Below are 23015 nucleotides of genomic sequence, written 5' to 3' on the forward strand. Positions count from 1 at the left end.
ATGGCTCATTCTGATTCAAATATGACCAATAATAATATAGATGATTCTGATTATAAAAATATCGAAGATTCATTTAAAAATAAATCTGATGAAATAAAAGAAGCTAAATCAGAAAATTATAATAATTCTTTTTCTATAGATAAGACTTTATTCATGTATGCTACAGCTGTAAGTGATGTTGGTACAGTTCGTAGTAATAATCAAGATTCAGCATTTGCTGGTGAACATCTTGCTGCAATTTGCGATGGTATGGGTGGTCATGCTGGTGGAGATACTGCTTCTACTATTGCTATTAGATCTTTAGCTCATATAGAACAAGATTCTCGCCCAAATGATGTTAAAAAAGTTTCTGATATGTTGGAAACTTCTATTATGGCAGCTCACGATGCAATAGTGGGTAAAGCTAAGCGAGAACGTAAATTAGCAGGAATGGGTACAACTGTTACTGCATTATCTCTTGTAAGTAGTTATTGGGTTTTAGCTCATTTGGGGGATTCTAGAGCATACTTATTGAGAGATAATCATCTTATGAGAATAACTTCAGATCATAGTTATGTTCAACATTTGATTGATATGGGTCATATAACTCCTGAAGAAGCTCGAAATCACCCTCAAAGAAATGTTGTTATGAGAGTATTGGGTGATTTTGATATTGATCCTCGTCCAGATATTTCAATACGTGTTGCGCATCCTTCTGATCGTTGGCTTTTATGCTCAGATGGTTTATGTGGAGTTTTAGAGGATTCTACTATTCAAGAGGTTATGAGCACTATTTCTAACCAGGAAGAATGTGCTCAAAAACTTGTTTCTATGGCACTTCGTGCAGGCAGCACTGATAATGTTACTGCTGTTATTGCGGATGCTACTTTGGCTTTAGATGCTGATGCTTTTGATTTACCTCATCAAACTCCTCTTATTGGTGGAGCTGCTAGTTTAGATTTGGAATCTATTGCAGATATTGTTAATAAAGCTGTTGCTTCTACTCCTGCATTGCGTGATGATAATTCGCCTGCTAAAAGAGCTGCAGCTTTAGCTCAAAATAGCGATCAATCTTCTGATAATTCTAATATTGAGCAGGCAACTCGTCTAGTTCAGCCATCGCATATTCGTGAAGATTCTAGTGATTTGTATACTCCAGATACTAATGAAATACCTGTTGTTGCTAAGAAAAATGGGAAAATTTCCACAGATCCTCGAGATCCTGATGTTGCGCGTGCTGTAAAGCGTGAACAGGACGAAGCGCATAAAGCAAATCATTTACGTCGACGTTGGACTAGAATAGGAGTCGCTTTAGCGTCACTATTTGTTGTAATTATTGTATGTGCATGTGGATATGGAGTTTATGCTTGGACTCAAATGCAATATTACGTTGGTAGCAACAATAATCGTGTTGCTATTTATCAAGGTGTACCAACGAATATATTCGGTTTAGCTTTATCTCATGAAGTTGAATCAACTGACATAATCGTAAGTAATCTTGATAAATCTTGGCAAGAGCAACTCAAAACTGGTATTACTGTTAGTAGTCTTTCTGAAGCTAGAGGTCATGCTGCTTTAATTCGTCGTGAAATGCACGCTAGAGAAATAGAAAAATTGCGTGATAGCGGTAAAAATACTAAATCTAATAATTCTGAAGATTCAGATAAGAAAGATAATTCAGATAAGAAAGATAATTCAGATAGTAATAGTGGCAGTAAGTCTTCTTCCAATAATCAAGAGTCACAAAAATCTGATGGCGATTCAGATAAAGATAATGATCATAAAAGTGACAGTACTAGTCAGGAGGATCACAACTCATGACTTTTACTCGTATTAGACAAGTAGCGTTATTAGTATTTTCAATGTTAATCGCAAGCATTATATTCATTCAAATGTTCTTGCGAATAGATGGCTATATAACAACTCAATTCGCTTCAATGCTTTTATTAGTTGCGATTCTTTACTTGATTCTATGGGGAGTTTTATTAGTTAAAAAGCCATTTGCAAGTCAAGTTATATTACCTTGCATGTTGATTTTGACTGCTATTGGTACAGCGATGATAGCTCGTATTGATAAGCAACTTGGTACGCATGTGGCGCTTAAACAACTAATATGGGTTTGTGTTGCATTAGTTCTTTCGATTTTATTAGTGATTTTTATTGATGATTATCGTATTTTAAGAAGATTCTCGTATGTAAGCATGGTTATAGGTATTGTGCTTCTTTTATCTCCTATGATTCCTGGTTTTGGAAAAGAAATCGGTGGAGCGAGAATTTGGGTTGGTTTTGGTCAACATACTCTTCAACCTAGTGAATTTGCGAAATTATTCTTATCGTTCTTCTTTGCAGCGTATCTTTTTAATCACAGAGATCGTCTTGCTGTTGGTGGTATGAAGATTTTTAAAGTTCATCTTCCTAGATTGAAAGATACAGGACCTATAGCTATAGTTTGGGCAATTTCTATGGGCGTGTTAGTTATTCAACACGATTTAGGAACTTCCTTAATGTTCTTTGCTATGTTCGTATCGATGTTGTATGTGTCAACAGGAAGAAAAAGTTGGCTTGCAATTGGCGTAATAGCATTCATGATAGGATGTTTTGCTGCTGTAAAACTATTTGCGCATGTTCAATATAGAGTTGATGCGTGGTTACATCCATTTGATTCGCAAATTTACAATAGGTTCCCTGGAGGTTCTGCTCAAATTGTAAGTGGTCTTTTTGGACTTGCATCTGGTGGAACAATGGGTACAGGTTTAGGTAAAGGACATCCTTCTCTTACTCCTTTAGCTAATTCAGATTTTATTTATGCTTCTGTTGGAGAAGAATTAGGACTTACTGGATTATTAGCTATATTGATGCTTTATTTGATAATTATTACTTCTGGCATTATTACAGCTATGAAAATTAAAGATGGATTTGGAAAATTATTAGCGTCTGGCTTAGTTTTTACAATGGCTTTCCAAGTTTTCACTGTTGTTGGAGGTATTACATTAGTTATTCCATTAACTGGTTTAACAATGCCTTATATGGCTGCTGGAGGATCTTCGCTAGTAGCTAATTATATTCTTGTTGCAATTCTTGTTGTGATTTCTAACGCTGCTAATAAGCCTGAAGCTGCTGTGATGTCTGATACGTTCCAATATGAAGCTTTAGCTGCGTTAAGAGAGCGCGAATTACAAGAGCGTGCTGATGCTGCTCAAAATAGAGAACAAGAAAACGAAGATTATGATGATTTAGATAGCGATGAGAGTTCATCTTATTCGGATTCTGGTTCTTCGGATTCGGATTCTGGTTCTTCGGATTTGTATGAAAATAGGCAATTAGATGATGACTTATGGCCTGAATTAGTAGTTCCATCTCTTAATATAAACAATCACTCTGCAAATAGGGGTGATAGTGATGAATAAATGCTTAAAACAACTTTTTGCTACAGTAGTGATTTTGTTTGTTATTCTTGGAATATCAAGTATGACAATCACTTCTATAAGAGCGAACGCGTTAAATTCAGATCCTCGTAATAGGCGTGCTTTATATAACGAATTTGGAGCGCCTAGAGGTTCAATATTGGCATCTGATGGGACTATTTTGGCTAAATCAGAGCCTTCTAAAGATGCTTTTGCGTATCAAAGATATTATACTCAAGGAACACTTTACGCTCCTATAACTGGATATTTTTCTATCAGTCAACGTGCAGATAGAGGTATTGAAGCTTCACGCAATGAGCTATTGAGTGGTGATTCTCATGCTTTGTTCTGGCAAAAATTTAAGTCGTTATTTACTGGTGTAGCAAATAAAGGTGCTTCGATAGAAACTTCAATAGATCCTAAACTACAAAAACTAGCCTACGAATTACTTAAAGATAAAGATGGAGCTTTGGTTGCGATAGAGCCTAAAACTGGCAAGATTAGAGCAATGGTAAGCACTCCAAGTTATGATCCGAGTAATTTAGCTCTTCATAATATAGGTTCAGTTAATAGTTCTTATAATAAGTTGACTTCAGATGTTAATAATCCAATGCTTAATCGAGCAATATCTGAATTATATGCTCCTGGTTCAATATTCAAAACTGTTGTTGCAGCAGCTGCATTAGAGTCTGGAAAATATCAGCCAGACAGTATTATTCCTGCAGGCTCAAGTTATATTCTTCCTGGAACTAAAACCTCGTTAATGAATGTTGTATATCAAGCAAATGGAAATGATGGGAAAATTTCTTTAGAAGATGCTTTAGCTTATTCATCTAATACTGCTTTTGCTCAGCTTGGAGTGAGTTTAGGTGCTGATGCTATAACGCAACAAGCTAAAAAATTTGGATTCTTCAGTTCTATTACAGTTGATGGTTCAGATTCTACTGGTTTCCCTATGCGCGCAGTAACATCTAGGATACCAATTAAGCCAACGCCTGATAAGTTAGCTATTGAGTCAATTGGACAAGGAGATGTAGTAGTTACACCTTTGCAAGCTGCAATGGTTGCGTCTGCAATTGCGAATAAAGGTGTGTTAATGAAACCTACGTTAGTGGATTGTGTAAGGTCTAGTGATTTATCGGTTCTTTCTCAAACAAAGCCAACTGTTATGAGTGAAGTTATGAGTGCTGATAATGCTGTAAAATTAACAAATATGATGCAGTCTGTTGTAACTAAGGGTAATCCTCACTTATCTTTGCCAAATATTCCTGTGGCGTCAAAAACAGGTACTGCTCAAATTGGTGTTCATAAAGAATCATTAAATGGTTGGGTTATTGGATTTGCTCCGGCTCAAGACCCTAAAATAGCTATAGCAGTTGTTATTCATAATTCTCACTCATTTGGAACTGTAACAGCAGGACCAATTATGCAAAAGGTGATGAAGGAGGCGCTTACGAAATGAAACTTATAGAAGGACAATTAGTTCATCATAGGTATCGCCTTGATCATCGCTTAGCACAAGGTGGCATGGGAGAAGTTTGGAAAGGCTTTGATATACAACTTGGTCGTGTTGTTGCTATTAAAGCTTTAAGAACAGATACTTCTAATGTTGAAGCTAAATTAAGACGTTTACGCGCTGAAGCTCATAACTCTGCTAATCTTGCGCATCCTAATATTGCTGCTTTATTTGATTATTATGAGCATGATGGAATTGGATTCCTTATTATGGAATACGTTCCAAGTAAATCTCTTGCTGATTTGTATCGTAAAGAAAAAGTTGTTGAGCCAACTAGATTGTTGCCAATTCTTATTCAGACTGCTAGAGGACTTTTTATAGCTCATTCGCATGGAGTTATTCATAGAGATGTTAAACCTGCAAATATTATGGTTTCTAAAACTGGTAGTGTGAAAATCACTGATTTTGGCGTTTCTTATTCTAATGATCAAGAACAAATAACCCAAGATGGAATGGTTGTTGGTACTGCACAATATATTTCTCCTGAACAAGCACAAGGTGAACAAGCTACTGCTCAGTCAGACATTTATTCTCTTGGAGTTGTAGCTTACGAAGGATTGTGTGGCCATAGGCCTTTTACTGGAGCTACTCCAGTTGATATTGCAGCTGCACATGTAAATGATCCTGTACCGCCTTTACCTGAAACTATTGATTTGCAATTAAGACAATTTGTAATGTCAATGCTTTCAAAAGATCCTAAAGATCGTCCTCAAGACGCTCTTATAGTTGCAAAAGTTCTTTCTAAAATTGAACGAAGATTGTTAGATCAACAGACGGCTTTTGAAGATAAGACGTCGGTGCTTAATTCGCAGAATTCAAGACCGCCCCGTCGAATAAAAAGTTTACCTCAAACAAAAATAAATATAATCGATATTTTTGATACCAATAATCGCAAGGAGCAGCAATGAGTAGTACAATGCCAACTTCATTGGCGAATGGCCGATATCAATTAGGAGAACTCATTGGTCGCGGCGGTATGGCTGAAGTTAGAATAGCGCAAGATAGTAGGCTGGGTAGAACTGTTGCTGTAAAGATAATGCGTTCTGATTTAGCTACAGATGAGATTTTCTTATCTAGATTTAGAAGAGAAGCACATTCTATTGCTCAAATGAACAATCCAAATATTGTGAATATTTATGATTCTGGAGAAGAGTCAGTTGTAACCGATAATGGCGTTGAAGAATGTTTGCCATATTTAGTAATGGAATATGTAAAAGGAAAAACACTTCGAGATATTCTTAAAATGAATGGAGCGTTGAGCCAACGTGATTCTGAGCAAATCATGTTGGGCGTTCTAAATGCTTTAGAATATTCTCATAGAATGGGAATCATTCATAGGGATATTAAGCCTGGAAATATAATGATTTCCGAACAAGGGATTGTTAAAGTCATGGACTTTGGCATTGCTCGTGTTCTAGATGATTCTGCAACTACTATGACGCAATCTCAAGGTGTTGTTGGTACTGCACAATATTTATCTCCTGAACAAGCTCGCGGAGAGCAAGTTGATATGCGATCTGACTTGTATTCAGCAGGATGCGTGTTATATGAGATGCTCACTGGAAGGCCGCCTTTTATAGGCGATTCTGCTGTTGCAATCGCTTACCAGCATGTTTCTGAAGTTGCAACACCTGTTAGTACCTTAGTGCCAGGTTTACCTGTTATGTGGGATAAAATTTGCGCTAAGGCAATGGCTAAAGATCGTCAAAATCGTTATGCTACTGCTGCAGAATTTAAGAATGATATTCTTGCTTTTATGAATGGTGGTGTGCCCGCTGCAGCAGCATTTAATCCTCTAACAGATCTCGCGAATATAAAATCTCGTAAGCAAGCGGAAATGTCTGCTACTCAAACTATGAGTGCAATAGACACAGCATCAACTCAGAGTTTTAATCCTATAGAACAATATGGAGAGGATTCAAATAATACAGGAACATTTACTACTAGAGCAGCTCAGCGTGCAGCCGTTCAAGCTAAGCATAGAAAGAAGGTAGTGCTTGGCTCTATAATCGGCGTGTTTGTAGCTCTTGCAGTTATACTCGGTTTGGTAATTGTGCTCATACAGGGGCGTAATACTGGAGAAGTTACTGTTCCTACTTTTAGAGAATCTACTACTCAAGATGCTGCTAGAGAAAAACTTCGTGCGCTTGGCTTGATAGCAGATATTCGTGAAGATACTAAGTCTATTCAGCCTGAAGGAACTCTTACAAAGCAATCTCCTAAAGGAGGGGAGCGTGTTGCTGTTGGATCGAAGGTAATTCTTTGGTTCTCTGTTGGTCCGCAATCTACTAAGATTCCTGATGTAACTAATGAAAGTCAAGAAGATGCTCGTAAAGCATTGACTAAAGCAGGATTTAAGGTATCTAGTGTTTGTGTGGAAGATAGTTCTGATGTTAAGAAGAATCATGTAACTCGAACTGATCCAGTTGGAGGATCGTTTGCAGATAAAGGTTCTTCTATAACACTTTATATTTCTTCTGGAATGACTAAAGTTCCTGACAATATGGTTGGTCATCCTAAAGATAGTGTTATTAGCCAATTGCAGAGTCTTGGTTTTAGCACAGACACTACAACTGAGGAATCAGATTCTGTTCCTGAAGGTTCAGTAATACGTTTAGATCCTTCTTCTGGTAGCGTTGTAGAGCCGCATAGTTCTATTAAGTTGTATGTTTCTTCAGGAAGTTCAAAAGTTGAAGTTCCTCATATTGCGTTTGGAACAACTACAGTTAAACAGGCAAAGATGATTCTTGGATCTAGAGGATTTAAGGTTATTTTAAGTGCCGGTGCGACTGATGATGACATTGTTACTGAAATGTCTGTAGCTGAAGGAACTAAGCTAGAAAAGGGTTCTCAGATTACTCTTACTACTACGCCGTCTGCTTCAACTACTCCTACTGATCCGAACGGAAATCATTCCGGATCTCAAACGCCTTCTGGCAATGGAAATTAGATTGTGTGAATTTGAGTAAAACTTAAAGGAGATATTTACGCAAGAATAAATTATGTTTTTAGAGTTAAAGAAACCTCAAAAAATAGTTCAAACTAATCCTCATACGCTTAAATTTATTGAGGATAATTTGAGCTTGCCTGCTGATGTTGCTGCTCTAAAAGCATCAAAAAATTCTAAAGTAGATACTGTTTTTGCTGTTAATCAAATCGCAGGGCGGAAAATCGCATCAGAAAAGCTGCCGCTATGGGCGTCTTTAGAAAATGTGATATATCCAGTTCATCTTTCTTTAGAGCAATGTTCGTCACAATTTACTGCAGAATATAAGAAATCTTTAACTAGAGAATTACTTAAATCAATACCAGAAAATCATTCAACGTTTGTGGATTTAACTGGAGGATTTGGAGTAGATTTCACTATACTTTCTCAGTTGTTTGATGAATCTATTTATATTGAACAACAGAGTGAATTAGCTAGTATTGCTCAACATAATATTAGTGTTATGTGCAAAAATATTGTGCATTGCTTTAATGAAGATAGTGTTATTGCTCTTAATGCGATTCATAAAGCAACTATGATTTATATAGACCCTGCAAGACGTGATTCGCATGGTTCTCGAACTTATGCTATTGAGGATTGTACGCCAAATGTATTGTTACTAAAACATAAATTACTTGATGTATCTGATTTTGTTATAGTTAAACTTTCTCCAATGTTAGATTGGCGTAAGACTATATCTGATTTTGAAGGTAACGTTTCGCAAGTTCATATTGTTTCTTGCAATAATGAATGTAAAGAATTACTTGTTGTTTTAGATAATAATATACATACTAATATTCGTGTTCATTGTGTGAATGATGATCAGCACACTATTTTTTGCGCGAAATATGATTTAAAGTCTGCTCGCATAGAAGTTTTCTTAGACGATTCAATTGATGCGAGTGAATCTGATTGTGAATCTGCTAGTGAATCTGAAACTAGCGAGTTCGGTCTGTCTGCTGTTGAATCGTCAATTTCAACTTGTGTGGGAAAATCAAAAAACTTTTTAAAAGAATACGCAAATTACGTTTATGAGCCAAATGCATCTATTATGAAATCTGGATGTTTTGAACTTTTAACGCATATGTATTCAGTTAATCAAATAGCACAAAATAGTCATGTTTTTGTTTCTAAAAATCCTGTAAAACAATTTCCTGGGAAAATGTTAGCTGTTACAAATATTTGTACTATGAATAAACTTGATTTAAAGCAAGCTTTAAATGGAATAACTCATGCGAGTATTGTAGTACGTAATTTTCCTATGTCTGTAGATTCTTTGCGTAAGAAATTACGAATTAAAGATGGTATGCAAATGCGTATTATTGCAACAACTGATTCGCAAAATAATCATATTTTAATTTTTGCAAAACCAGAAAATGAAAAATAAGAAATAAATAACAAAGAAATCAATAACAAATAACAAAGAAATAAGAAATATTTCTAAATATAAAAATATAGCGTTGAAGCAATCTCATAAATTTATAAGAAATACTTCAACGCTAAAACTATCTATGAAATAACATAAATAGTTATTTAAGTATCAGTGCCAATGCATCATCATGAAGAATCCTGCAAGTGCAATAACTCCAGCAATAAGCAGGTTCCAAGCGCCAATACCAGGAATTGGATAAGATGCAGTCAAGTAAAAAATAACTGCCCACAATAATCCAATTATCATTAAGCTGCAGAAAAGAGGCACAAACCAGCCTGCGTTAGCTTTAGTACCTTTAATGCTCTCTTCAACGCGGCGCGTATTTTCAGCTTGGCGCTGCATCATACGTTGCATCTGTGGAGTTAAAGTAGATTTATCTGCAGTAGTATTTAATACTGCTTCTACCTTATCCATAGGGACGCCATAAAAATCGTCATGAGATTCCTCATCACTATTATCGCTTGCTACGGCAGCGTCGTTAGCTGCAGTCGTGTTTAACGTATCTAATTTTTCGTCAGCCATAACTGTAACTCTCCAATCAATAGGCTACACGCTATAATAATAGTTACACTCGAACGCAGAAAGAAACAAGTCATTATGTCAAAGCAAACAGGAAAACATATAGCAAAAAAACACTTGCTAAGCAGCGTTGCTATTGCTCTTGCATTAACGGGTTTCTTATTCGTCACAAATCAACGAGTGAATCGCACAGCCTTTGTAACTTCAGATACTAGTCAAATGGTTGAGCGAAATTCTCAACGAGCGAAAGAACTTAGAGAAGAAGTTAAAAAATTAGATTCGAAGGTCACTCTTTTAAATAAGACGTTAGATAATAATAATGAAAATAATCCTTCTAATTCAAATATAAGCAGCACTGTATTGCCTGAAATACAAGGTCCTGGTATTACTGTTACTCTTAATGATTCGCCTTTATGGAAATCAACAGTGAATGGATCTGGAAGTTCTCCAAATATAAATGATTACGTAATACACCAACAAGATATTGAAGCAGTTGTGAATGCTTTATGGCGTGGTGGTGCTGAAGCAATGACAATTCAAGGACAGCGAGTTTTATTTAATTCCGCTGTTATTTGCATTGGAAATGTTCTAATGTTGCAGGGTCATCAGTACTCACCACCATATAAAATATCTGCTATTGGTTCTACTGAAGATATGTTAGAAGCGTTGGATAATTCTCCGGCAATTCTTACATATAAGGACTACGTAAATGCTTTTGGATTAGGGTGGAAAGTAGAAAAAAAGGAGAATTTGCATTTCTCTGAATCTTCTGCTTTGCTGCAACCGCTTAGGTATGCACGAGTTCCACGCGGAACGAATATGGATACTTTTGGTTCACAGCATCATTCTCATAGCAATAAAGGGGTGGCATGAAGCACTATCGCACTGATGAAGAAAATCCTCAGGCTAAAGTTCAGAAAAGCACAGGATTTTTCTGGCAAGCCATAAACGTATTAGGAGAACTTCTAATTGCTTTTGCTGTAATTTGCATACTTTATATTGTTTGGCAATTATGGTGGACTGGAGTGCAAGCTGAACACGCTCAAGTTGCTGTGCGTACATCAGTTTCTTGGACTAACCCTAATAAAGGGAATAATACGAAAATTGCAATGCGCCAATCTGGTGAGCCTCCTGTAGAAGGAAAAGTCAAAGTAGGCGAATTGCTTGCTCGCGCGTATGTTCCTAGATTTGGAAATCAGTGGGAACGAAATATTATTGAAGGATCAACTGTTCAGATTCTTAATAGATTGGGCTTAGGCCATTATGAGGGCACTCAATTGCCTGGTCAAATTGGCAATTTTGCTGTTGCTGGTCACCGTGAGGGTTACGGACAAGCATTGATTGATGTCGATAAACTTGTTCCAGGAGATCCAATAATAATACGTACAAAAAATTATTGGTTTGTGTATAGGTATACTACTCATAAAATTGTAACTCCTGATCACACTGAGGTTATTGCTCCGAATCCTGAAAATCCAGATAAAGAGCCAGTCAAGCGTATGATTACTCTCACAACGTGTGAGCCAAAGTATGCAACACCGATTTACCGTTGGATTAGTTATGGAGAATTTGATTATTGGGCTAAGGTTTCTGACGGTATACCTAAAGAGCTTTCAACAGTTGATGAAAGTGGCCATGTCCGTTTTATAAACAATGAGCAGCAATCTCTTATTTCTCATCTCGATTCATTGGTTAATCCAATGATTGTTGTTTCTGTGTTATATGTGATTGTTTTTATAGCAGGCGCTGCCGCTTGGCGTTGGCCTTTGCGCAAAAAGATTCGTGAAGGAGTTGTTAAAAAGCCTGATGCTAGTATTTTTGGAGGCATAGCTAGGCTTCAGCCTGGAATCTTATTTATTCGTTTAGTGCTTCAAGTTCTGCTCTATTTGCTTATTATAATGATTTTGATGCAATGGATATTCCCGTGGCTTTCAGCAAATATACCATTCTTGCAGAGAATGTCTAATTACACTCCAATTTAAAAAATTTAATGTATTTAACGCATTGGCTATGATTGAAGTTACATAGTCAATGCGTATTTGTTTAATTATTGTTTTTTAGAAGAGAGAAAAGATGAATTTCTGTGATAATTGCGGATCTAAGCTAGAAGAAAATAGTAAATTCTGTGATAATTGCGGCGTTGCAATTGAAGATAGTGTTAATGAAAATTTAGATTCACAAAATAATTCTGATAATGTACAAAATAATTCTGATAATTCAAAAAAGCGTAAACCATTTGGAATATGGAAATTTATTGTTATAGGAATTGTTGTAGTAGCACTTATAGTTTGCGCAGTTGCGTATGTAGTTTTCCAAAAATCTGTGATTCCTGCCCTAAAAGCTGATAGCGCGAAAGAAATGGCGGATAAGTTATCGTCATATGGTCTTCCTGTAAAGGTAGTTAAAAAAGTTTCTCCTCTTAAAAAAGGCGATCTTGTTGAAGTAAAAGGAGTAAAAGAGGGCGAAAAAGTAGATCGTTCGCGCAAAGTTACAGTAGTTGAATCTCTTGGACCTGGTGTGCCTGAAGGCGTTAATAAAATGTCTTTAAATAAAGCTTTAAAAGTCTTAAAGAGTATGAAAGTTCCTGTAAAAGTTCATAAAGCTATTGCTACAAAACCAGGTAAAATCGTTGGATCTTATCCAATGCCGGGAAACCCAATTATCGAGCATTCGGAACGTGTTATAAACGTGTTGGTTGGCTCAGAGGGTAGGGGAGTTCCAGCAGATTTATATGGAATGGATTCTAATAAAGCAAAAGATATATTGAGTAAATATGGATTTAAGAATATATCTTTAGTTCCAAAATTATCTTCTCGTAAAAATATTGGTAAGATTATAGGCTCAAATCCTTCTCTTGGCTCTCAAACTAATAGTGACACTGTTACGCTTTATTTTGGCGCAGGTGTTGATAAGAAAATGTTTATAAGAGAAGATAAAGATTTTGGCGGCGAAACAGTATATTTGGCTGAGAATCCTGATCCTTTTGATGGTTTGTGGTGTACCAATTCAGGTGATTGTCTTGATTTTGTTTCAAAAATTAAGTATCCGGGAACTAATATGAAAATGCTTGAATTGCATGGTTCTCATGAACGAGATTATTTGAATTTACGTAAAGCAGATAATGTTGCTAGTTTTGAAGGTCTTGGCCTAAATAATGAATTGAATATGTGTGTTACAAATCAGACGTTTATGGGCTGTGATTTGAATCCTGCTCTTGGAGAAAAGAGTTGGATGAAGAATCATCTCATATTCGGAGATACTGGAGCTGTAGAGCTTTATCGAGGCGGATTTGAAGAATTCTGTGGTAATTCTATGTTTGATTCAATTACTGGCTATTCTTGCGTTGGTGGAAAGATTGACAAAAATTACGAGAACGAGGAAGAAAATAAAAAGAATCCAGAATATAACCATAAAATGAGTTTTAGAATGGCTGATTTTTATGTGATTTTTCCTGTTGGAGCGGATTTGAAGAAATTGGAAGCTGACGGTTATTTCCAAGGTGTTGGCAAACATGAGCCGGATATGAATAGACCGTTTATTCTACGAAGAGATCCTAAGTTATATAAGAAAACTCAAATAAATATTCCTCCGAAGGATGTATATAGTATGCCTAATCCATTTATTCCAACTAGAGAAAGTAAGCCTGTGAAGTTTGCTCCAGCTCCAGATGACGACAATGCTTACTATTTGGTTGAAAAGCCTTTTGATATGAGCAAATTGCCTATAGAAAATTAGTAGTTTAAAATTCACTGAAAAGCGCGCTGCGTTTGTCATATGCTCATCTTTATGTGAGTTAAGTGGTTCTCGTGGCGCGCTTTTTATATTTTAGGTTTATTGTGCTTTTGGGAAATGGCTCAAATGCCTCTAAATAACTCGAAATAACCCGCTTTGGGCTGTAACGCTGCTTTTATTTTTGTTGTTTCTTGGCTATTTTTGGATATTTTTATTATTTTGGGGGATATTTTTAACTGTAGCTGAGCGTATTCTAGAGCGCTATAAAAAGTAATCCACCAATTCGTTAAAATGTGGATAACTTTTTATCCACATGCGCACAGCGCTAAAAAGTGCTAGTTATCAACGTTTGTGCATAACTTTGTGGATAACTTTTGGGCATTTTGTGGATTTATACCCAACTTATGCCCAAGTTATCCACATTTTTGTGCACATCTGTGGAAAACTACATGCGTGTAATTTGTTTGATATCGAATTAAAAAACAAATAAGCACAACATAGATATTGCCAACAGAATAATTAGCAATGCTGAAGAATAAATAGTGAATCGTTTATTAAAAGAACAATTTTTCAAAATAGGATTATGTGTTACTAAAAGCATTGATAAAACAATTCCAACAACAAGTCCTCCAAGATGTGCTTGCCATGCAATGCGAGGAATAATAATAGGTAAAGCTAAAGTAATAGCAATCCAAATAAGCGTTCCTTTAATATTTTGACCTAACTTCCATTGTGCAACTAGAAGTGCTCCTATAAGCCCCATAATCGCCCCTGAAGCGCCGTAAGCTGCCATATTCCAGTCGTTGGTAATGGAACAATATAAAATCGTTGCTGCGCTGCCGCCTAATCCGCATAAAGCGTATAAGAAAAAGAACTTTAATCTACCAAAAAATCTCTCAAGTTCCAAGCCTAGAGAATATAAGCAAAGCATATTGAAAAATATATGTTCTATAGAAATGGAATGAACGAACATAGAAGTGAACCAAGTCCAGCTCGTTTTGAAAGCGAGTGAAGGCACGAAAGCAGTGTTTTCTATAAATAATTGATAAGAATCTTTCGAAAAAACGTATAAAATAATTTCAATTGCCCACACTAAGACACATGCGTAAATAAGCATGTATGTTGTACTTTTGCTATCAGCTTTTAATTTTTTTAATAAATTTTTAACAGAGAAATTGCCCATAAAATAAACATTAACTAGTTGACTGCACAAATGTAAAAAAATATTGAAAAATTTATACTAGTGTCACGGAAAGTTACTATTATTAGACATAAGCGAAAAATCGTGGTAGAAATCGTTGACTTGGACGAGCAGGTCAGCATAAACCGGAAGGAGTCATCATGGAGAACAAATCCTCTGGCGGTTGGAAGTTCTTTGCACTGCTCTTCGGAGCACTGCTCGCAGGTGTTGCCGCATATTATGTTTATAAGCGTCATAATCCTGATTATGATCCTTGGGAAGAGCCATGGGAGAATAGCTCTTCGCCAATTGATTTAGGTACTTCACCTAAGAAAGTAGCTTCAGAAACAACAAGTGAAGAAGCTGCTACTGAAGAGTAAATTCAATATCGTATGAAATATAAGATAACGGTAGATGTCAGTGGATGTCTACCGTTATTTGTTTGTGCATAATAAAAACTTAAATATTTCGACACTTAAAACTTATAAACTTATAAACTTATATAAAACATATAACGTTTCAAAATTCACAAAAGGGCAGCAGAATATTAAATTCCACTGCCCTTAAGTTATCTAGTAGTTTTCTAGTAGCTCAATAAATCTGAGTTACAGCGCTATATGCACTTACTCAGCTGTTGGAAGAGCTCCAGTATGCCAGATGCGATCGAGGTAATCTTCGATAGAGCGGTCAGAAGAGAAGTAACCAGAGTTGGCTACGTTCAACACAGCCATACGAGCCCACTTCATTGGATCGCGGTAAGTTTCCTCAATCTGAGCCTGAATATCCATGTAAGAGCTGAAGTCAGCCATTGCCATGAAGTAATCGTGTGTAAGCCAATCATTGACGAGTGGCTCATACACGCTCTTGTCGCCATTGGAGAAAGTGCCGTCAGCAACCATGTCAACAGCAGTCTTCAAGCGAGGATCAGACTCGTAGTACTTGCGGGATCCGCCGTGATCGTAGCCTTCAGCGTAGAGCTTATCAACTTCTTCAACGGTCATGCCGAAGAGGAAGAAGTTCTCAGCGCCAACGCGCTCGCGAATCTCAACGTTTGCACCATCGAGAGTACCAACAGTCAAAGCGCCATTCAAAGCGAACTTCATGTTACCGGTGCCGCTTGCTTCCTTACCAGCTTGAGAAATCTGCTCATCCAAATCGGTGGCAGGAATCAAGTTCATAGCCAACTCGATGTTGTAGTTTGGTGGGAAGAATACAGCAAGCTTGCCCTTGCATGCTGGATCATTGTTCACAACGCGAGCAACATTATTGATGAGCTGAATTGTGAGCTTTGCCATAGCATAGCCTGGAGCAGACTTAGCGCCGAAGAACACGGTGCGTGGAAGCATCTTATCGACATCGATTGTGCCGTTCTTAATTCCAGCATACATGGAGATAACCTGAAGGATCTTCATGGACTGACGCTTGTATTCGTGCAAACGCTTGATGATGGTGTTGAACATTGTGTCTGGGTTGATTTCGAAGCCATACTTTTGCTTTGCAAAATCAACGAAGGCAAGCTTGTTCTGCTTCTTTACCTCAGCAAACTTCTTAACGAATGCCTTGTCGTCAGCCAATGGCTTCAAACCTTCAAGAAGTTCCAAATCGCCTTGCCATGCGTCAGTGCCCAAGCCCTCAGTAATAAGAGCAGACATACGTGGGTTGCTCAAGCGCACGAAACGACGAGGGGTTACGCCGTTAGTGACGTTCTTGAACTTATCTGGATAAACGCTAGAGAAGTCCTTCAAAGTGACGTCCTTCAAAAGCTCAGAGTGAAGTTCAGCAACGCCGTTGACGTAAGAGCCACCATAGGTTGCTAAGTAAGCCATGCGAACTACAGCACCTTCGCCATTTTCGTCAGCGTCTGTAGCGATACGCATGCGCTCAACCTGATCTTCAGCAACACCCTTACCGCGAAGCTCGTTGCGGAATTGCTCGCTAATGCCCTGAATAATCTCAAGGTGGCGTGGCAAAAGTTCGCCAATAAGCTTGGCTGGCCATACTTCCAAAGCTTCTGGAAGCAAAGTGTGGCAAGTGTAGTTGAAGGTCTTTGTGGTAATACCCCAAGCGGTGTTCCAATCGTAGTCGTACTCGTCCATAAGAACGCGCATAAGCTCTGGAATACCAATAACTGGGTGAGTATCGTTAAGCTGGAAGTTAATCTTGCTTGGGAAGGTTGTAAGATCCGGCTTATCTTGACCTGGGTAGAATACGCGGATTGCATCGTGAATAGAAGCAGCTACGAAGAAGTATTGCTGCTCAAGACGCAAAGCTTTACCTTCTGGAGTTGAATCTTCTGGGTAAAGAATCTTAGAAATATTTTCTGCTGCAACCTGTGGCTTAACAGCGTCTAAATAATCAGACTTGTTAAATGTGAGCAAATCAAATTCGTCATAAGACTTAGCGGTCCACAAGCGAAGAGTGTTCACGCGGCCAGAATTGTATCCTGGAACCATGTAATCAACTGGTACTGCGCGAACAGACCAAGCTGGCTTCCACACGCGCTTGCCGTTTTCTTCTACAACTTCACCACCGAAGTTGACGCGCTGGTCACGACCATAATCAATGTGGCCCCATGGCTCTTCATTGTTTAGCCAATAATCAGGTGTTTCTACCTGCTTGCCTTCTTCGTCAAAGCGCTGCTTGAAGATGCCGTAACGATATTGGATGCCGTAGCCGAATGCTGGAACGCCAATAGAAGCGAGCGAGTCGATGAAGCAGGCCGCGAGACGACCCAAACCGCCGTTACCTAAACCTGGCTCATACTCAGCATCGATAACAGCCTTTGGATCGAATCCAAGCTTTGTAACAGCTTTGTTGAACTGATCTGTAAGGCCAGCGTTAAGTAAAGCGTTTTCAAGTTGCTTACCCATCAAGAACTCAGCGCTTAAATAGCCTACAGCCTTGGTGTTGCCATTAACCATGTCATGCTGTGTCTGCATCCAAGAGTCCATCAAATGGCGACGAACTGCTACCGATGCGGCAACATACACATCTGCCGTAGTTGCCTGCTCTGGCGTAACACCCTGAGTGTACTTGAGATGCTCTTGAATTTCTTTGGCAAATGCCGTCGCAGTAGTCTTGGCTTTCGGCGCGACGTGTTTAGTCATATTTGACTCCTTGTGCCGTTTGTTTATTTACTAAAGTGTGTGCTCGGTTTTGATAGCCGCCGCATCTGAGTGTGCTCTCTTTGAATGAGTACAAAATCAAAGGAATACGGTAATGCACACGTTTTCATTGTCAGATGATAGCACAACCCCAAACCCTTACTAAGAATAATTCACAATAAAACTAGCTAAAACTTAATTTTCAGTGAGATAATTCAAATATGACTGTTATACGTGAAAAAGATATAAGTCGTGGCAAAAAATCCTTTAAATTATGGGAAGATAAAGCAAAGTCTTATATGCAAACTTCTTCAAATTTGCAATCTATTAACAGCAATGCGATTGGAATTTCTAAAAACGATGAAGCGATGGCAGTTAGGTACTCTTTATATGTTCTTGAAAATAACGTGCCGGGAGGATCTGTAGAAGTTAGAGTAGCTCCGTGGGGAGCTGTGAAAATTCTGAAAGGTCCTATTTCAGATCCGCATAATTTAACTCCTCCAGATGTTATTGAACTTAATCCGGATGTGTGGTTGCGTTTAGCTTGTGGCATAACTTTTTGGGAAGATGAAAAAGAGTTTGGGAATATAAGTGCAGTTGGAGAGCGAGATAATCTAAGCGACTTTTTACCTTTAGATACTGGCATATAGGTTTTGGACTATATCTCAAGTTTTTGTGTGCTATATCCCAAGTTTTTCGTGTGATATATCCCAAAAGTAATTAGGTTTATGTCTTTTGTAATTAGTTTTATGTCTTTAGCAGTAAGCGTAAATATTAAATATCTGGTAAGCGTAAATATCTGTAAAGCCGTCACTATCTAGTAAGCTGTCAATATGTTAGTAAGCGTAAATATTTAATGAGGGCAAGTATATTGGGAATTAACCCTGTTTACATACTTACCCTCAAAATTTAATTGCATAAGCTATTTGCAATATTAGCAAATTTGCAATATTAGCGACTTATTATTTTAATCTACTTATATTTGCTATGCTACTTATCTTCACTGTGCTTGTGCATGAAATCAGGCACAGGCATAGGAATATGGTGGTGAATAGGAGAGTGTGCGTTTGAAGACGATGAAGTCTTCTCATTGCTCATCGCTTTCGCTGCTGATTCTGCAGCCCACTTAGCATACTCATCTAAATCATCATCTGTTTCATCTTGATTGGAAGATGAAGTATCTTCATTTAGATACTCGCTATTGCCTTCATAGCTTTCAGTAGATTCTTGTGGATCGACAGATTCTTGTTCGAGCTCATGAGCATTAAGTTCTTTAGCGAGCTCGTCATAATCCGTATCGGTCGTCAGGTATTTGAGCTTACGGGCAATTTTCTGTTGCTTTGCCTTCTGTCGTCCGCGGCCCATCTGACCCCCTCTAAAAATTCTGTAACAATCAATTCATCACACAAGAGCGTACCACTGTGCCACAACTGAATATATTGTCTGAGCAAACTTTTACGATAAAAGCCATATTTTAAGCGTAAAATCTGCATGCGCAAGGAGTCGTATATGTCGCAAGAAGCACAAGTAACTGCTGTAGGTAATGAGATGAGTGCAAGCTTTGTGGCTGCTAGAAAACGCTCGGATGCAACATTAGAAAAATTGGAAGCTAATCCTTCTTCATTTACAATGCTGACCGGCGATCGTCCTACAGGTAGATTGCATTTAGGACATTATTTCGGTTCTATTCGTGAGCGTGTTGCGATGCAAGAGCGTGGCGTTAATACGAATATTATTATTGCAGATTATCAAGTGATTACAGATCGCGATACAACAGAACACATTAAAGATAATGTATTAAATCTTGTTCTCGATTATATGGCTGCTGGGATTGATCCTGAAAAAACTATGATTTTCACGCATTCCGCTGTTAGCGCAGAAAATCAGCTTATGTTGCCATTTTTGTCTTTGGTTACAGAAGCAGAATTGCACAGGAATCCTACTGTAAAGTCTGAAATGGAGTCCTCTGGTCACGCTTTAACTGGATTATTGCTAACTTACCCTGTGCATCAAGCATGTGATATTTTGTTCTGCAAAGCTAATGTAGTTCCAATAGGCAAGGATAATTTGCCTCATATTGAAATTACGCGAACAATTGCTCGTCGTTTTAATGAGAGGTATGCAAAAAAGAATCCAGTATTTCCAGAGCCTGCAGCAATTCTTTCAGATGCTCCAGAAATACCAGGATTGGATGGTCGTAAGATGAGTAAGTCTTATGGGAATTCGATTATGCTGGGAGCGACTGCAGAAGAAACTGCTAAGTTGATTAAGAAGAGCCCTACGGATTCTGAAAGAATGATTACTTTTGATCCAGTTTCTCGTCCGCAAGTTTCGGCACTTTTGACTACTGCTGGCTTAGTTACAGGTAGGAATCCTAAAGATATTGCAGAAGAGATTGGTAATTCTGGTGCTGGAGCATTAAAAGCTTACGTGATTGAAAATGTAAATAATTTCTTAGCACCTCATCGCGAACGCCGTAGTGAATTGGCGAAAGATATGGATACTATTCGCGATATTTTGCACGATGGGAATAAGAGAGCTAATGCAATTGCAGAGGAAACTCTTGATCAAGTTCGCGAAGCAATGGGAATGAAGTACTAAAATAGCGCAAAATTTTTTCTAACTTATTTTCGTAGCGTACTTCTGTTTCTGCAACATTAAAGCGTTAAATTCTTCTCAGTTTTGTAGTGATTTGAGCGATAATAGTAAATAATTTATAAAGTGAGAGAACAACGAAAGAACAATGAACAAGTAGAGAACAAGGAGAGAATATGGTACGTCAAGTGAGAATTGTAAATGCTAATAATTCGCAAGTGCAAAGTTCTGCAAATCGATTTTCTTTTCAGGTTCCTCAAGAAAAAGATAGTCAATTTAAGGATGCTGGAACTGAGCTAAAAACTTCTACTTGGGAACTTGAAAATAGGCATGCAATTCGTTCTAAGCAGATTCTTGAAGCTGTTCGCAAACTTGATACTACAACTAATGAAGCTTATAAGCAGCAACTTATTGAATATATTGATGAATTATATAAGCAACGTTTTGGCGGTCAACTTGTTGCATTATTTGCAAAATGTTATATCGGTTATCCTTATGTAGATCACTATGTTTCGTTAGATGGAAACATTGTTGAACACTATAAGAATAGTGATACAGTTCCGCCGCTATTTCAACCTGCTAGAAGCTTAGCGTCTTCTCCTCAATACGCTTATATAGAGATTTATTCCGATGGAGAAGTAGTTCCTGTTGCTGAAGATGGGACTGAAAGATAAATAAGTTTTTCATAAAATATTTAATTTATTATTTAATAATAATTTATTAGTTAATAATCACTGAATTGATATAATTTATGAGATTGCTGCTTTTTGTGCAGGCTAATATTGCCTTTTGAGAGAAGGAGATGAATATGGAGGAAGTTGTAGATCCTCGCGCGCTAGAACGCTATTTGGATAATATAGCTGGTTCTATCAATGAAGTCGGTTATAGGGTTGACTCAGTAAGTGATGCTGTAGTTCAAGTAGGTCAAGATCTTGATGAAACTCGCTCAGATTTGAAAAATCTTAGCAAGGCATTTTATGAATATGTTGAATCTGCTAAGCGTGCTGTCAATGCTCAGCGTGCTGAAACAAAGTTGGGTAATCTTAAAAGCGAACTCGATCGCCAATATGGTCATTACGATAAAGTTCGTCGTACTTCTGTAGGCGTATTGCAAGCTTTTGATGTTGCAAATGTAAGTGATGCTGTAGTTTCTCACGTTTCAGAAGAATTGATGATTCAAAGTCCAAGATATTGGCTTGCTCCTGCACTTGTTGCTATAGCTGCTTGGAGTCGTGATGATAAAGATATAGTTAATAAATCTATAGACGAAGCATTTAAGAGAAATGCATCGAAAACATCTTTGTTCTTTGCTTTAATATTGCGCCGAATGGGAAGAAATGATTCTGCTTTACGCTGGTTGAAGCATTATTTGCAAAGTTGTGATTCTAAAGCTCTTACTCGTGAATTTGCAATAATTCTTGAAGCTGCTGCACAAGGAGCATTTGGCAAGAATGGTGCAAATATGCTTTCTGAGCAAATTAAAAAATGGAATGATGATTTGCGCCTTAATGACGATATTGTGCAATCTCAGGTTCAAGAATGGGTGGAAGAACTTGGAAATAATAGCTCGATGCTTGCTCCTGAAGAGTATAGCGAATTGCGGGATTGCTGCCCAGATTTTGGCAGATTGAAGTATATGCTTGAATCTGCTACGGCGCTTGGAAATACGAGAGATAAGTATCAAGCTGTAAAAGATAATATGGATACTACTCTTCAAGCATCTGCTGATATGCTTGATGATTTGCTTGAGCAACTAGTTACAGAGTATGACGATGAAGAATTGCCATTAAGACGTGAAGTAGCGTATAACGAAGCTATTGTTGAAACTGATGGCGATATGGATAAGGCTGAAAAGAAAGCGGATCAATATAAAAGAGCGTTGGAAGAAACAGTTGATGCTGTTACTTTGCAAACTCGAACTGCTATATCTCCTGATTTAATGGGCGTTTCTGTGCAAACACAGAAGGTTTCAGTTGGCTCAAGTCAGCAAGATTTCTTAGCTGCTTTAAATGAATATACTAGAAATTATCGCTCTCAAACTTTGAATTCAGCTCGAATTGTTTTAGATCAAAGCCATTCTAAACTAGCTGAAGTACACCATTTCTATGGTTATGAAGGTTATACTAGCGATAATGAAACAGTTGCTTTTAATCAACTTCACGATGCTTGGGATAAAACTTTTGAAGATTATATAAAAACACTTAAGTTTGATAACAGTATGCTGATTAAACCGATTGTTTTTTCTGTTATTGCTGTCGTAATTCTTTTCTTAATTCATGCTACTATGTTTGCTTTTGTCGTTGCTGTTTGCGCAATCGCCGGTATAGCAATATGGGCTAGTAACAAACAGAAAAAATCCGAGGAAGCAATTGCGAAAGCTTTACAAGATAAAGAGAAAGCTTTTGAAGTTTCAAGGCTTCATCTTGCTGCTGCTCGCGCTGCATTTGCTGATATTCAATTTGAATATCAAGAACTTAATGAAGATGAAGAGAGTTTAAGAAATCTAATTGAAACGTGGCCTACTGCAATGCCTAAATTAGATGAATCTCAAGAGGGAGAGAAATAACG

Annotated in this window: 18 protein-coding genes; 14 read left to right on the forward strand and 4 right to left on the reverse strand. The window is 37.6% G+C overall.

Annotated features, from left to right (window positions below; all coding sequences use genetic code 11):
- From HXT27_RS02330 to HXT27_RS02355, 6 genes are read left to right on the forward strand one after another with little or no spacing between them, the layout of a single operon-like run.
- A complete protein-coding gene (locus tag HXT27_RS02330; RefSeq protein ID WP_103043332.1) occupies positions 1–1800 on the forward strand; it encodes a PP2C family protein-serine/threonine phosphatase in 1800 nt (599 codons plus the stop codon).
- Positions 1797–3386 (forward strand): FtsW/RodA/SpoVE family cell cycle protein, encoded by a 1590-nt coding sequence (locus HXT27_RS02335; RefSeq protein ID WP_103043331.1) that lies wholly within the window; start codon positions 1797–1799, stop codon positions 3384–3386. The genes HXT27_RS02330 and HXT27_RS02335 overlap by 4 nt, the downstream gene beginning before the upstream one ends.
- A complete protein-coding gene (locus HXT27_RS02340) occupies positions 3379–4845 on the forward strand; it encodes a peptidoglycan D,D-transpeptidase FtsI family protein (RefSeq protein ID WP_075523620.1) in 1467 nt (488 codons plus the stop codon). Before HXT27_RS02335 ends, HXT27_RS02340 begins: the two co-directional genes overlap by 8 nt.
- Positions 4842–5807 carry a serine/threonine-protein kinase gene (locus tag HXT27_RS02345; RefSeq protein ID WP_103043330.1) on the forward strand — a complete coding sequence of 322 codons (966 nt, stop codon included), beginning with the start codon at positions 4842–4844 and terminating at the stop codon, positions 5805–5807. Before HXT27_RS02340 ends, HXT27_RS02345 begins: the two co-directional genes overlap by 4 nt.
- Positions 5804–7849: a Stk1 family PASTA domain-containing Ser/Thr kinase gene (gene pknB, locus HXT27_RS02350; RefSeq protein WP_075523622.1), complete on the forward strand. Its 2046-nt coding sequence runs from the start codon at positions 5804–5806 to the stop codon at positions 7847–7849. The genes HXT27_RS02345 and pknB overlap by 4 nt, the downstream gene beginning before the upstream one ends.
- 52 nt (positions 7850–7901) lie before the next feature.
- Positions 7902–9272, forward strand: coding sequence for a THUMP-like domain-containing protein (locus tag HXT27_RS02355; protein ID WP_103043329.1), 1371 nt, complete (start codon positions 7902–7904; stop codon positions 9270–9272).
- 153 nt (positions 9273–9425) lie between these two features.
- Here the strand turns inward: HXT27_RS02355 and crgA are convergent, their stop codons facing one another.
- On the reverse strand, positions 9426–9839 hold the full coding sequence (gene crgA / locus HXT27_RS02360; RefSeq protein WP_075523624.1) for a cell division protein CrgA: 414 nt from the start codon (positions 9837–9839) through the stop codon (positions 9426–9428).
- Positions 9840–9914: 75 nt separating this feature from the next.
- Here crgA and HXT27_RS02365 point away from each other — a divergent pair, with 75 nt between their 5' ends.
- From HXT27_RS02365 to HXT27_RS02375, 3 genes are all read left to right on the forward strand, one after another.
- A complete protein-coding gene (locus tag HXT27_RS02365) occupies positions 9915–10709 on the forward strand; it encodes a DUF881 domain-containing protein (protein ID WP_075523625.1) in 795 nt (264 codons plus the stop codon).
- Complete coding sequence (locus tag HXT27_RS02370) at positions 10706–11818, forward strand: class E sortase (RefSeq protein ID WP_075523626.1); 1113 nt, start codon at positions 10706–10708, stop codon at positions 11816–11818. The genes HXT27_RS02365 and HXT27_RS02370 overlap by 4 nt, the downstream gene beginning before the upstream one ends.
- Positions 11819–11909: 91 nt before the next feature.
- The gene (locus HXT27_RS02375) at positions 11910–13571 is read left to right on the forward strand and encodes a PASTA domain-containing protein (RefSeq protein WP_103043328.1); all 1662 of its coding nucleotides are present in this window, start codon (positions 11910–11912) and stop codon (positions 13569–13571) included.
- Positions 13572–14043: 472 nt separating this feature from the next.
- Here the strand turns inward: HXT27_RS02375 and HXT27_RS02380 are convergent, their stop codons facing one another.
- On the reverse strand, positions 14044–14751 hold the full coding sequence (locus tag HXT27_RS02380) for a rhomboid family intramembrane serine protease (RefSeq protein ID WP_075523628.1): 708 nt from the start codon (positions 14749–14751) through the stop codon (positions 14044–14046).
- Positions 14752–14909: 158 nt separating this feature from the next.
- Between HXT27_RS02380 and HXT27_RS02385 the strand changes: the two genes are divergently transcribed.
- A complete protein-coding gene (locus HXT27_RS02385; RefSeq protein WP_075523629.1) occupies positions 14910–15128 on the forward strand; it encodes a hypothetical protein in 219 nt (72 codons plus the stop codon).
- Positions 15129–15371: 243 nt separating this feature from the next.
- On the opposite strand, the gene HXT27_RS02390 is transcribed toward HXT27_RS02385, so the two are convergent.
- Entirely contained in the window at positions 15372–17855 is a 2484-nt protein-coding gene (locus HXT27_RS02390; RefSeq protein ID WP_075523630.1) for a glycogen/starch/alpha-glucan phosphorylase, read from the reverse strand.
- Positions 17856–18073: 218 nt separating this feature from the next.
- Here HXT27_RS02390 and HXT27_RS02395 point away from each other — a divergent pair, with 218 nt between their 5' ends.
- Positions 18074–18502, forward strand: a complete 429-nt coding sequence (locus HXT27_RS02395; RefSeq protein ID WP_075523631.1) for a sterol carrier family protein — start codon at positions 18074–18076, stop codon at positions 18500–18502.
- A 340-nt stretch (positions 18503–18842) separates the two neighbouring features.
- Here the strand turns inward: HXT27_RS02395 and HXT27_RS02400 are convergent, their stop codons facing one another.
- Positions 18843–19217, reverse strand: coding sequence for a DUF3073 domain-containing protein (locus HXT27_RS02400; RefSeq protein WP_075523632.1), 375 nt, complete (start codon positions 19215–19217; stop codon positions 18843–18845).
- Positions 19218–19361: 144 nt separating this feature from the next.
- On the opposite strand from HXT27_RS02400, the gene trpS reads away from it, so the two are divergent.
- The 3 genes from trpS (at position 19362) to HXT27_RS02415 (ending at position 23013) form a co-directional block, all read left to right on the forward strand.
- Entirely contained in the window at positions 19362–20453 is a 1092-nt protein-coding gene (trpS, locus tag HXT27_RS02405) for a tryptophan--tRNA ligase (protein WP_075523633.1), read from the forward strand.
- A 170-nt stretch (positions 20454–20623) separates the two neighbouring features.
- Positions 20624–21121, forward strand: coding sequence for a hypothetical protein (locus HXT27_RS02410; RefSeq protein WP_103043327.1), 498 nt, complete (start codon positions 20624–20626; stop codon positions 21119–21121).
- A gap of 134 nt (positions 21122–21255) precedes the next feature.
- Positions 21256–23013, forward strand: a complete 1758-nt coding sequence (locus HXT27_RS02415) for a hypothetical protein (protein ID WP_103043326.1) — start codon at positions 21256–21258, stop codon at positions 23011–23013.
- The last annotated feature ends 2 nt before the right edge of the window (positions 23014–23015 follow it).

Source organism: Gardnerella bivia (genome assembly GCF_049262715.1).
In the GTDB taxonomy this organism is placed as follows: domain Bacteria; phylum Actinomycetota; class Actinomycetes; order Actinomycetales; family Bifidobacteriaceae; genus Bifidobacterium; species Bifidobacterium vaginale_A.